Raw genomic sequence first — 12,658 nt, 5'->3', positions numbered from 1 at the left:
CCGCGTCCGGCCGACCCTGCTTTACGTTTAGACGATAAACTTGTTCGCTTTGATGAGGCTCGCTGCGACTTCGCGCTTCGTGCCGATGACGTTGATCGGCTGATAGCGGCTGAATTTCTTCATTGCCGAGAGAAGCATGCGTTGCTCGTCGCCAGACGAAGCTGCGTACAATACTTCTTTCGCCATGAGTTCGACTTGCTTGAACACTTGCTCGGCGAAGATTTCCGTGTAACGGACTTTCTGCTGGTTCTTCTCGGCGCCGGTACGGCCGATCGCTTTGTCCGTCCGGGCGATGGCCGCCTCGAGCGCGTAGATGGCGCTGATGATGTCGGCGATCTTCGCGAGAATCTCTTGCTCGTTCTGGAGGTTTTGCTGGTACTTCTGGACGGCCGTGCCCGCGATCATCAAGTTGATTTTCTTCATGTTCGAAAGCAACATCTTCTCACGCGCGAGCGGTGAGCCGTCAAGTTCTTGCGGCATGTAGCTCATGAGCTCTTTTTGGAGTTTCTGCGCTTCGGCGAGGAGCGGCAAGTCGCCTTTCATCGCTTTCTTGAGGAGCGTGCCCGGCACGATCAACCGGTTGATTTCGTTCGTCCCTTCGAAGATCCGGTTGATCCGTGAGTCACGGTACAAGTTCTCGACCTCATACTCGGTCATGAAGCCGTAACCGCCGTGGATTTGGACCGCTTCGTCGACGACGTAGTCGAACGTCTCCGAGGCGAACACTTTGTTGAGTGAACACTCGATCGCATACTCGGCAATCGCTTGTGCGACTTTCGAGCCGTCACGCATGTTGTCGTCGCCGAGGGCGTCGAGGCTGTCTTGGAACAAGCCGCCCGTCCGGTAGACCGAGCTCTCCATCGCGTAAATGTTCGCCGCCATCGTCGCGAGTTTTTCTTGGATGAGCGGGAACTGGCTGATCGGCGTCTTGAACTGTTTGCGTTCATTCGCGTACTGGACCGAGAGATCGAACGCACGTTTCGACGAACCGACCGCACCGACGGCGAGTTTGTAGCGTCCGACGTTCAAGATATTGAACGCGATGACGTGGCCTTTGCCGATCTCCCCGAGGAGGTTGTCGACCGGCACTTCGACGTCTTCTAAGATGAGCGTCCGTGTCGATGAGCCTTTAATCCCCATCTTCTGTTCTTCGGCGCCTGTCGACACCCCGTTGAAGTCACGCTCGACGATGAAGGCGCTGAACTTGTCGCCGTCGATTTTCGCGTAGACGACGAAGACGTTCGCGAACCCGGCGTTCGTGATCCATTGTTTCTCCCCGTTCAAGACGTAGTGTGTGCCGGCCTCGTTCAAGACGGCCGTCGCTTTCGCACCAAGTGCGTCCGACCCTGAGCCTGGCTCTGTGAGAGCGTAGGCGGCGATCCATTCACCGGTCGCGAGCTTCGGCAAGTACTTATGCTTTTGCTCTTCTGTCCCGAAGAAGACGATCGGGAGCGTCCCGATGCCGACGTGGGCGCCGTAGCTGAGGGCGAATGAACGCGCTTTGGCGAAGCGTTCCGTGATAATCGATGACGAGATTTTATCGAGCTGATAGCCGCCGTACTCTTCCGGCACGTCCGCGCCGAGGAGGCCGAGCTCGCCCGCTTCTTTCAACAGTTCGACCGAGAGATCGAACTCGTGTTTCTCGATGCGTCCGAGGACAGGCATGACACGGTCGTCGACGAAGCTCGCCGTCGTGTCGCCAATCATCTTGTGCTCATCTGAGAAGTCTTCCGGTGTGAAGAGACGCTCCGCGTCGAGTGCGTCGATGACGAAGCTACCGCCTTTAATCAATTCGTGTTCTGTCCGTTCCATAGTCAATTCCCCCTTATAGTAATTCGAAGACGCCAGCAGCGCCCATACCGCCACCGATGCACATCGTCACAACCCCATACTTTTCATTGCGTCGTTTCATCTCATGCAAGATCGAGACCGAAAGTTTCGCGCCCGTGCAACCGAGCGGATGTCCAAGGGCGATTGCGCCGCCGTTGACGTTCACTTTCGACGGGTCGATGCCGAGTTCACGGATGACGCCGAGCGATTGGCTCGCGAACGCCTCGTTCAATTCGAACAGTCCGACTTCCTCAAGCTTCACGCCGGCCATCTCGAGCGCTTTCGGGATGGCGACGACCGGACCGATTCCCATCACTTCCGGACGGACCCCGCCGACCGCGAACGAGAGGAACTTCGCCATCGGTTTCAAGCCTTGTCGCTCCGCTTCTTCGCGCTCCATGACGAGCACGGCCGCAGCACCGTCTGACACTTGGGACGCGTTCCCCGCCGTCACCGAGCCTTTGATTTTGAAGGCCGGGCGCAACTTACCGAGCGCCTCGACGGTCGAGTCGGCACGGACGCCTTCATCGTGTTTGACGACGACTTCGCGCTCCGCGACTTTCCCGTCTTCCCCGAGGACGTGCTCGATGACCGTCACCGGGACGATCTCTTCTTCGAACTTGCCGCCGGCGATCGCCGCCGCCGCTTTTTGGTGGCTGTCGATGGCGAACCGGTCTTGGTCCTCACGCGAGATGTTATATTCCGCCGCGACACGTTCTGCCGTATGGCCCATGCTCATGTAGTATTCTGGTGCCGTCTCCATGATCGTCGGGTTCGGACGGATGACATGTCCGCCCATCGGGACGAGGCTCATCGATTCCATACCGCCGGCGATGACCGCCGTCGCTTGACCGATCATGATTTTCGCTGCCGCGTCGGCGATCGCTTGTAAGCCCGACGAGCAATAGCGATTGATCGTGATGGCTGGTACTTCATGCGACAAGCCGCCCCGGACGGCAGCGTAACGGGCGATGTTCATCCCTTGCTCCGCTTCCGGCATGGCGCATCCCATGATGACGTCGTCGATGGGCCCTTTGTAGCCGGACCGCTCGAGCGTCGCTTTAATCGCGTGACCCGCGAGTTCATCCGAGCGGACGTTTCGGAACGACCCCCGTTTTGCTTTTCCGACCGGCGTTCGTGCGCCGGCCACGATGACTGCTTCCCTCATCTGTGAAATCCCCCTTTTGTCAGTTCCGAAGTGGCTTGCCTTTGACGAGCATATGTTGCATCCGTTGCTGCGATTTTGGTTCCCCGATGAGGCTTAGGAACGCCTCGCGCTCGATGTCGAGGAAGTATTGCTCGTCGACCATCGTGCCGTATGCCAAATCGCCGCCGCTGATGACGTGGGCGAGTTTTTTCGCGATTTTCAAATCATGCTCGGAGATATAGCCGCCATAGAACATCTCGTACGCCGCGAGTTCGAGCGTCGCTTTCCCCGTCTGTCCGACGACCGGTAACTTCTCACGAACCGGTGCCGTGTAGCCGTCGTAGAGACCGAGCACCGTCTGTTTCGCATCGAACGTCAAGTGGTCGCGGTTCATCGAGATGCCATCGACCGCACGGTGATAGCCGAGCGTCTTGGCGTCAAACGCCGATTTCGACACTTTCGCCATGGCGACGTTCTCGAACGTCTGTTGCGCCGCTTTCTCGATGTTTTGCATCGCCTTCGGTGTCTGCTCCAAGAAACGACGATACGTGTTGACGTTCCCGCCGCCGCCTGGGATGAGGCCGACGCCGACTTCGACGAGACCCATGTACGTCTCGAGCGCCGTCTGCATGCGTGCGGCTGGCAAGCTGATCTCCGTCCCGCCGCCGAGCGTCATACCGTAAGGCGCGACGACGACCGGGCGAGCGGCGTAGCGAATCTTTTGGACGACTTGTTGGAACTTGTTGATGATCCAGTCGAGCTCGTACCAGTTCTCGTCTTCCGCTTCCATGAGCATCATCGCGAGGTTAGCCCCGACGCAGAAGTTCTTGCCGTCGTTGGCGAGGACGAGTCCTTTGAAGTCGGTCTCGACGAGGTCGATGGACTGCTCGATCATCTGCATGATGTCGACACCGATCGCATTGTTCGGTGACGTGAACTCGAGTGCGACGACATCGTCGCCGATGTCGATGAGGCGGGCCCCACCGTTCTCGAGCACGACGCCGTTCGACTTGGCGAGCGGTGCGAGTTTCACTTCTTTCGGGTTGACGGTCTTCTCGACGTACGTCTGAGACGCTTGGTCGTAATACTGGTCCCCTTTATAGAAGGAAGTGTGTCCGGCAGCGAGCATCTCGTCGATCCACGCCGGGACGTCGTAACCTTGTTCTTTCATGCGTGCGACCGACTTCTCGACGCCGAGCGCGTCCCACGTCTCGAACGGGCCGAACTTCCAGCCGAAGCCCCACTTCATGGCGTCGTCGATGGCGACGATCGTGTCGCTGATCTCGCCTGTGAGGCGAGCCGAGTAGACGAGTGTCTTCGCTGTCACCGGCCAGAGCAGTTGTCCGATGCGTCCTTTGTTCAAGATGGCACCTTTCAACTTCGCTTTCGAGCCCGGGAGTGACTTGATTTGGTCGAGTTCCGGACCTGTAATCGCTTTCAATTGTTCGTACTCGAACGTCTGGAGATTGAGTTCTTGGATGACTTTGCCGTCTTTCTTATAGAACCCTTGGCCGGCCTTCTGTCCGATCCAACCTTTCTCGGCGAGCGTCTTCATCTCCGTCGGGACGTCGAACGTGTCCTTCTCTTCGCCCGATTCGAGCGTCTCATAGACGTTTCCGGCGACGTGGACGAACGTGTCGATGCCGACGACGTCAAGCGTACGGAACGTCGCTGATTTCGGGCGGCCGATGAGCGGTCCGGTGATTGAGTCCATCTCACCGATCGAGGCGTTCTGTTTGAGCATCTCTTCGAACGTGACGAGGAGACCGTACGTGCCGATGCGGTTCCCGATGAAGTTTGGCGTGTCTTTCGCCTCGACGACACCTTTCCCGAGACGGTCCTCGGCGAAGCGGGCCATGAAGTCGATGACCGGGCGCGCCGTCTTCTCCGTCGGGATGAGCTCGAGCAATTTCAAGTAACGTGGCGGGTTGAAGAAGTGCGTCCCGAGGAAACGTGTCTTCAAGCCTTCCGGCAACACGCTCGCCATCGCCTCGATTGAGATGCCGGACGTGTTCGAGCTGAGTACCGCGTCTTCACGGATGTAAGGTGCGATTTTTTCGAACAGCTGTTGCTTCACGTCGAGCCGTTCGACGACGACTTCGATGACCCAGTCGGCTTCCTTCAAGCGCTCGAGATCATCTTCTAAGTTGCCGACATCGATGAAGTTCAAGTGTTCCGGTGTCGCGAGCGGTGCCGGGTTTTGCTTCAACAGCTTCTGACGGTTCTCGGATGCGATGCGGTTCCGTACTTCCGGTGACTCGAGCGTGAGCCCTTTCGCTTCTTCTTTCGCCGTCAATTCCCGTGGTACGATGTCGAGCATGAGCGAACGAATCCCCGCGTTCGCCAAGTGAGCCGCAATCCCCGCCCCCATTACTCCTGAACCGATGACGACCGCAAAACGAATGTTGCTCGTCAAACGGAGGTCGGCTGATTGTTCGATGTGACTCGTCATATTGTTCCCCCCTCAATGAGAATGAATAGTGATTCATTTCAAGCGTAAAAAAAATCGCAATCACCATCGTGTTTACTCTTCTATCATAAATGAATGAACATTCATTCGCAAGCCCGCATTTTTCAAATTCATTCCATTTCACGAAATAACGATTAATTTTTGAGTTGAGTGGTATAGACACAAAGAGTTAATTTTAGAAAGGGGAATGTACACATGCGTGACAATCGTTTAAACACAGTCGGAAGTCGAAAAGATTTTGAATCGTTCAAGAAGGACGGCCAAGAGCAAGCCCATCAGCCGGGCATCGACTCGAAGATGGAGCCGTTCCCCATCTATGAGCGTGAAGGATATAAAGGAAGCGAGAAGTTAAAAGATAAAGTCGCCATCATCACAGGCGGCGACTCCGGCATCGGGAAATCGGTCGCCATCTTCTTCGCCCATGAAGGTGCGAACTCGGTCATCGTCTATAAAGATCAAAACGAGCTCGAAGACGCCGAGGCGACGAAAGAGCGGATCGAAGAACTCGGTCAAGCGTGTCTCTTACTTCAAGGGGACGTCGGCGACTCGGCGTTTTGCCAAGACGTCGTCAAACAGGCGCTCGAGACGTTCGGTCATTTGGACATCCTCGTCAATAACGCCGCCGAGCAACATCCACAAGAGTCGCTCCTCGACATCTCGGACGAACAGCTCGAGCAGACGTTCCGGACGAACATCTTCAGCATGTTCTATTTGACGAAAGCCGCCCTCCCGTACTTGAACGAAGGCGCGAGCATCATCAACACGACGTCAATCACAGCGTATCAAGGGAACGACCAATTGATCGACTACTCGTCGACAAAAGGGGCGATCACATCGTTCACACGCGCACTCGCGAGTAACCTCGCCGAGAAGAAGATTCGCGTGAACGGTGTCGCACCAGGTCCGATTTGGACACCGCTCATCCCGGCGACGTTCCCGGCGGACAAAGTTGCCTCGTTCGGAGACTCGGCCGAGATGAAGCGTCCGGGCCAACCGGCGGAACTCGCCCCGGCCTACGTCTATCTCGCAAGTGACGACTCGACGTACGTCAGTGGACAAGTCATCCACGTCAACGGCGGGACGGTCGTGAACGGATAAAGTCTCAAGAAGTCTCGGCTCACTTGCCGAGGCTTCTTTTTGTACGGTGCGTCCTTTCGGCGCCTGCCCGCACCTCATAGCATTCATGTGCGCCCAAGGACGATCACGTTGGCGTCGGATTGTGATCGCATGCGTCCGTCGGCACCCTGACTCATGCAGGAAAGCAATCCAACGTAGACCCCGCAGTGCCGATATCGGCGCGAGGAGGCTTCGGGATTGCCTGCTGAAAGCATGGGTGCCGTAAGGACTCATTTTACCGAGCATCAAAAAGCACGAACGCCCGCAACGGACGTTCGTGCTCATTTTATTTTTTCACCATGCCTTTTAACACGAACGCCACGTTCGCCGGACGTTCCGCGAGGCGGCGCATGAAGTAGCCGTACCAGTCACGGCCGTATGGCACGTAGACACGGACTTTATAGCCTTGGCGGACGAGCTCGAGTTGACGCTCGACGCGGATGCCGTACAGCATTTGGAACTCGAACTGGTCGAGCGGGATGTCGTTCAGTTTCACATGCTCGATGATGGCATCGATCATGTGGTCGTCATGAGTCGCGATCGAGGCGTAGTTCCCGTTCGCGAGATGGAGTTTGACGAGCTTCAAATAGTTGTGGTCGACGTCTTCTTTCTCTGGGAAGGCGACCGTCGCCGGCTCTTTGTACGCCCCTTTGACGATGCGAAGGTTCGGCTTGAGCGGTGCGAGATGGTTGATGTCATCCTCTGAACGGTACAAGTACGACTGGATGACCGTCCCGAGGCCCTCGAAGTCTGTTTTCAATTTTTTGAACAACTCGAGCGTCTTCTCGCAGCGCGGCTCGTCTTCCATGTCGATGGCGACGAACACACCGACGGCTTGCGCCGCCGTCAAGATTTGACGCATGTTGTCTTCAATCAACTCGTCGGAAATATCAAACCCGAGTGACGTCAGCTTGAGCGACATGTATGCGTCGAGTTTCTCTTCTGCCATGATCTCGATCGCCCGAATAATCTCATCCCGATTTTCGGTCGCTTCCTCGACCGTCGTGATGAACTCCCCCAAATGGTCGACCGTGACCGACAATCCTTTCGCGTTCAATTCGCGAATCGTCGGAACCGACGTCTTGAAATCTTCCCCCGCCACAAAGCGTGAAGCACCGAACCGAAGTCCGTATTTTTTAGCCAAACTGTTGAGTGTTTTGTTTTGAGACATGTAAATAAATCCATCGCGCAACACTTTTTCCATCTGCTTTTCCCCCTTACGTTTACACCCATCTATCTCTATGACGATGTCTGAAATTATTATGACATACAAACGTCCATTCGTCTGTATTTTTGTAACCGTTTCCAGCAGTTTATTGCCTAACTTTTCAAAAAAACAGACGCCCTTTCGGACGTCCGTTTCATAGGTGTGTCGTCGGCGCGACGTATAGCAAAATGCTGAGGAAAATGAACACACTTCCGGCAAGGACGAACAAGTGCCAAATCGCATGGTTGAACGGTAGCTTCTGCCATACGTAGAACACGATCCCGACCGAATAGGCGATCCCACCGGCGAGGAGCAACATGAACCCGGTATGGCCGAGCGACTCATAGAGCGGGCGAATCGCGATGATGCAAATCCAACCGAGGCCAAGATACGTCACGTTCGATACCCACATGTATTTCCCCGTCGAAAAGAGCTTCCAGACGATGCCGAGAATGGCGACGCCCCAGACGATGCCGAAGAGCGTCCAACCGAGTCTGCCTTGAAGCGAGACGAGCGCGAACGGCGTGTAGCTCCCGGCGATGAGTAAGTAAATCCCCGCATGGTCGAACACTTGAAGCACACGCTTCGCCCGCGGGTGCGGGATCGCGTGCATGAGTGTTGAGAAGAGGTACAGTAAAATCATCGACGCCCCGAAGACGCTCACCGCGATGACGTTCCATGTGCTCCCCGTCTCGGTCGCACTCATGACGAGTAAGACGAGGGCGACGATACTGAAGATGACCCCGAGACCGTGCGTGACGGCGCTCGCGATCTCTTCCCCGAGCGTATCGGCATGGAGCATCTCTTTTAACTTCTCTTGTTCCATTCGGGTCCCACCTTTCTGTATTCCTCTAGTATGGTCATTTCCCGATTTCGTTGCAAACAAAAACATAGGCCACGAGGGCCCATGTCGATTCGTTATGCGACTTCTTTCACCGGAACGTCACATTCCATGTTCTGTGCCCGCATCGCCCGTGCGCGCAAGTGGAACAGGACGAGCAACGTGATCGTACCGATCGTGGCGATGACGTACGAAATCGGTCCGTCCATCTTAAAGCCGATTGGCGCCGTCAAGATATAGAACCAGACCGCATACAGCATGAACGTGCCCGGGATGAGCGCGATGTAGTGATTGCGTCCCTTGATGTACAAGTACATCGCCCCGACGAATAGCGCGATGACGGCCGTCGTCTGGTTCGCCCAGTTGAAGTACTGCCAGAGCATCTGGAAGTCCATGTTCGTCAACACGTACGAGATGGCGAAGAGCGGAAGCGCGATCCAAAGGCGTGACGAGAACTTCTTCTGTGCGATTTTCAAGTAGTCGGCGATGATCATCCGAGCGCTACGGAACGCCGTGTCGCCTGACGTGATCGGCAAGACGATGACACCGAGGATGGCGAGCGTGCCGCCGATGCTACCGAGCATGAGCGTCGCCACTTCTTGCACGACGAGCGCTGGTGTGCCCGCTTGAATCATCCCGAGAAGCTCCCCCGGTTCGAAGATGGCCATGGCCGCACCGGCCCATACCATCGCGATGACCGCTTCGACGATCATCATACCGTAGAAGATCGAGCGTCCGTTGCTTTCTTTCATCGTCGTCCGCGAGATGATTGGCGACTGGGTCGCATGGAAGCCAGAGAGCGCCCCACATGAGATCGTGAAGAAGAGGAGCGGCCAAATCGGAAGGCCGTCCGGATGCATGTTCGTCAGTGACATCTCTGGAACCTTGTACCCTTGTGCGAACAGGCTGACCCCGATGCCGACGGCGCTAATCAACAGGAGCGCACCGAAGAACGGGTAGATGCGGCCAATGATTTTATCGACTGGGAGGAGCGTCGCCAAAATGTAGTAAGCGAAGATGACGAAGATGACGAAGATGAGCGTCGACGCGTCCCCACCGAACAAGTTGTTAATCATGTTACTCGGTGACGTGACGAACACCGTCCCGACCAAGAGAAGTAAGAGCAAGGCGAACCCGTTGACGATATGGCGAAGCGAGCGGCCGAGGAACTTCTCGGCGAGCTGCGGCAAGTGCGCCCCGTTGTTACGAAGCGAGATCATCCCTGTCAAATAGTCGTGCACGGCCCCGGCGAAGATTGACCCGAAGACGATCCAAAGGAACGCGACCGGGCCGTAGAGCGCCCCCATGATCGGCCCGAAGATCGGCCCGACGCCGGCGATGTTCAACAGCTGAATCATCGAGTTCCGTTTCTTGCCCATCGGCACGTAGTCGATGCCGTCCTGTGACGCGTAAGCGGGCGTCGTCCGCTCTTCCTTGATGCCGAACGTCTTCTCGACGTAACGGCCGTAAATGCGATACCCGATTAGTAGGATCGCGATGGCGATAAAAAATGTAACCATGATTGCTGTCCCCTTTATTACGTATGTGGCCCCGTTGGCCCATTGGTTTACATATTCTATGTAACCGATTACATTGTTGATTATATAGCACTTCCACAATTTATGTAAGGGGTTTCATTCACTTTTTTGACACAAAATAAAGCCCTCAAAACTGAGGGCTCATTCATTGCTTATCGAAGGGCCGGGACACCGACATGGCCGGCTCCGACGACTTTCGTTTCTTCTTTCGTTTGACCGTCGAGTTCACTGACGACCGTCACCGTTTGGCGAAGCTTGAGCGGTTTCACAGACAGTGCATACGTGCCATCGGCTTTCGCTTTCGTTGTCGCGAGAACGTGCTTTCCGTCTTTCAATGTGACGGTCGCGTTCGCCGTCGTGACACCCGTCACGGCTTTCGCACCCGGCTTGATCGTGTCGACCGAGAGGACGAGCTCGACTTGCTCGGCTTCCGTCACCGGATCGAGTGCGATCGTGTACGATCGGAAGAGACGTCCGGCCGCGTCCGCACGTGTCGCGTCGATCGCTTCGATGCTTTCGTATAGGTCGACGTACTGCTTGCCAGCGTCCGCCGTCTCGAACGTCGCGAGGCGTTTCGCGTCGGCAACGACTTTCCAGTTGTCATCGGCTTTATAATCGACGGCACCACGGCTGGCGATGATGTAGTCCGAAATGACGTTCCGTGTCTCGTATGCCGAACGATAGACGATGCTGTTGCCGCCGTTAAGGCCTGGGAACGAAGACGATCCAGCACGATAGTTGTTCGTCGCGACCAAGAACTCTTGGTCCATCGTGATTGGCTTACCGTTATATTCGACGTTCTTCACGCGGTTCGCCGAAGCGTTGACGAGTTTGCCGCCGACATCGAATTTCGCTGGACCCGTCACATCGATCTCATACGTTAAGCCATCCAAGATGTCGAAGTTGTAGCTGCGGAACGCGAGGTTCAAGAGCGGTTCCCCATCCGCTTTCACTTCTTTGTAAGCGCCAGCCGACATCTCGAGCCAGTCCATGACGTCTTGTCCGGTCACTTTGACGACTTCGAGCGTGTTCGGATAGACGTACAAGTCCGCCACGTTCTTGAGCGCGATTTGACCTTTCGGGATGTTCGTATAGTAGCCCGCATCCGTCAACTCGCGTCCGCCCGCCTTGAACGGCGCACCGGCTGAGAGGAGTGGCAACCCTTTATACGGGGCGAGGTCCGGGTTCGTCTCGAGCTCTTTCTCGACGAACCATTTCTGCGCGTTCGTCACGAACTGCACCGATGAATCGTCACGGACGAGCGCGAAATAGCTTTGGATGTCGTCTTGAATCTCGCCGACCGGACGGTTGATGTACTCGATCGTGGCCCGGTGGTCGTCTTCGATGAGCGCTTGAATCTCGGCATCGACCGGCGTATTCGCCGTGATCGTGTCGAGCTTGGCCGTCGCATCGAGGACACGCCATGCCCCGTCCACTTTCTCGAGTTCGAAGTCGATGACGCCTAAATCTTTCCCTTGGTTGTTCGCCATGACGACCGGCTTGCCGTTAATCGTCCCTTTCGCCATGTCGACGTTCGGGAACGATGCGAACATACCGTTCGCGTCCGGGAAGCGTCCATGCTGGTGACCGGTCATGACCATGTCGAGCCCATCGATTTTCGTGAGGGCGTAGCCGACGTTCTCTTCGTCGTCACGTTGCTCGTCAGCGAGGGCGGCGCTTTCGCCGATTCCTGAGTGCGCGAGGGCGACGACGACGTCCGCGCCTTGCGCTTTCAATTTACTGACGGCTTCACGGGCCGACGGGATGATGTTCTCCGCCGTCACGCGGCCTTGCAAGTTCCCCGAGTCCCACGACATGATTTTCGGTGGCACGACGCCGAACACACCGACTTTGATCGTATGGGTCTCCCCGTCCGTATCCGTGACCGTCCGCTCGATGATTTGGACCTCTTGTCCGTCAACGTTGAACTTCGACACGATTGGATTTCCCTCTAAATCCTTGACGTTCGAGGTGACGAAACGAAGCTTCCCTTTCGACCCTTCCATCACGTCGTATAAAAACTCGAGTCCGAAGTTGAACTCGTGGTTCCCGAGCGTGACCGCATCATAATCAAGTGCCGCCATCGCCTTGTACATCGGATGCTCGAACGTACCCGGGTTGTTTTGGTGCACTTCCCGCACGTAATCCCCGAACGGCGTCCCTTGAAGCGTATCCCCGTTATCGAACAGGAATGTGTTGTCTGCCCCGGCTTCCGCGCGATGCTGTTTGATGAGCGTCGCGACTTTCGTCAAGCCGATCGTGTTGTCGACTTTGTCTTGGAAATAGTCGTAGTTCGTGATGTTCGTATGTAGATCCGTCGTCTCTAGGAAGCGGAGCTTCACGACGTCCTCTGACGCGAGTACGTTCGGTGCGTGCAGCGGTAACGTCGCCGGCAATACGAGTGCCGTCGCAATCGTCCATTTCAAGGCTGTTTTCATGTTTATTTCCCCTTTTTAAAAAAAATGGCCTAACCTCCTTCACTATACCACCCGATTGTAAACGTCACCAT

At 56.0% G+C, this 12,658-nt stretch carries 8 protein-coding genes; 1 reads left to right on the top strand and 7 read right to left on the bottom strand.

The features are described 5' to 3' along the window. Nucleotides 1-27: 27 nt before the first annotated feature. The 3 genes from DI14_RS07250 to DI14_RS07240 are packed head-to-tail and all read right to left on the bottom strand — an operon-like array spanning nucleotide 28 to nucleotide 5,429. Nucleotides 28-1,812 (bottom strand): acyl-CoA dehydrogenase family protein, encoded by a 1,785-nt coding sequence (locus tag DI14_RS07250; RefSeq protein ID WP_034807048.1) that lies wholly within the window; start codon nucleotides 1,810-1,812, stop codon nucleotides 28-30. A gap of 13 nt (nucleotides 1,813-1,825) precedes the next feature. Then, nucleotides 1,826-2,998 (bottom strand): acetyl-CoA C-acetyltransferase, encoded by a 1,173-nt coding sequence (locus DI14_RS07245; protein ID WP_034807047.1) that lies wholly within the window; start codon nucleotides 2,996-2,998, stop codon nucleotides 1,826-1,828. 19 nt (nucleotides 2,999-3,017) lie between these two features. Beyond that, on the bottom strand, nucleotides 3,018-5,429 hold the full coding sequence (locus DI14_RS07240; protein WP_034807046.1) for a 3-hydroxyacyl-CoA dehydrogenase/enoyl-CoA hydratase family protein: 2,412 nt from the start codon (nucleotides 5,427-5,429) through the stop codon (nucleotides 3,018-3,020). A 213-nt stretch (nucleotides 5,430-5,642) separates the two neighbouring features. Between DI14_RS07240 and DI14_RS07235 the strand changes: the two genes are divergently transcribed. Continuing rightward, on the top strand, nucleotides 5,643-6,545 hold the full coding sequence (locus tag DI14_RS07235; protein ID WP_034807045.1) for an SDR family oxidoreductase: 903 nt from the start codon (nucleotides 5,643-5,645) through the stop codon (nucleotides 6,543-6,545). A 304-nt stretch (nucleotides 6,546-6,849) separates the two neighbouring features. Here the strand turns inward: DI14_RS07235 and DI14_RS07230 are convergent, their stop codons facing one another. The 4 genes from DI14_RS07230 to DI14_RS07215 all read right to left on the bottom strand — a co-directional run bounded on the left by DI14_RS07230 (nucleotide 6,850) and on the right by DI14_RS07215 (nucleotide 12,587). Continuing rightward, the gene (locus tag DI14_RS07230) at nucleotides 6,850-7,767 is read right to left on the bottom strand and encodes a proline dehydrogenase family protein (RefSeq protein WP_034807043.1); all 918 of its coding nucleotides are present in this window, start codon (nucleotides 7,765-7,767) and stop codon (nucleotides 6,850-6,852) included. A gap of 157 nt (nucleotides 7,768-7,924) precedes the next feature. Continuing rightward, nucleotides 7,925-8,596, bottom strand: coding sequence for a hemolysin III family protein (locus tag DI14_RS07225; RefSeq protein WP_034807041.1), 672 nt, complete (start codon nucleotides 8,594-8,596; stop codon nucleotides 7,925-7,927). A gap of 92 nt (nucleotides 8,597-8,688) precedes the next feature. Further along, nucleotides 8,689-10,131: a carbon starvation protein A gene (locus DI14_RS07220; RefSeq protein ID WP_034807039.1), complete on the bottom strand. Its 1,443-nt coding sequence runs from the start codon at nucleotides 10,129-10,131 to the stop codon at nucleotides 8,689-8,691. Between the two features lie 170 nt (nucleotides 10,132-10,301). Beyond that, the gene (locus tag DI14_RS07215; protein ID WP_235193419.1) at nucleotides 10,302-12,587 is read right to left on the bottom strand and encodes a bifunctional 2',3'-cyclic-nucleotide 2'-phosphodiesterase/3'-nucleotidase; all 2,286 of its coding nucleotides are present in this window, start codon (nucleotides 12,585-12,587) and stop codon (nucleotides 10,302-10,304) included. Between the last annotated feature and the right edge of the window lie 71 nt (nucleotides 12,588-12,658).

Origin of the sequence: Exiguobacterium sp. AB2 (genome assembly GCF_000696055.1) — a bacterium.
GTDB lineage: Bacteria > Bacillota > Bacilli > Exiguobacteriales > Exiguobacteriaceae > Exiguobacterium > Exiguobacterium alkaliphilum.
Note: the sequence above shows the minus strand (reverse complement) of the source record. Positions and strands in the feature narration are given on the sequence as shown.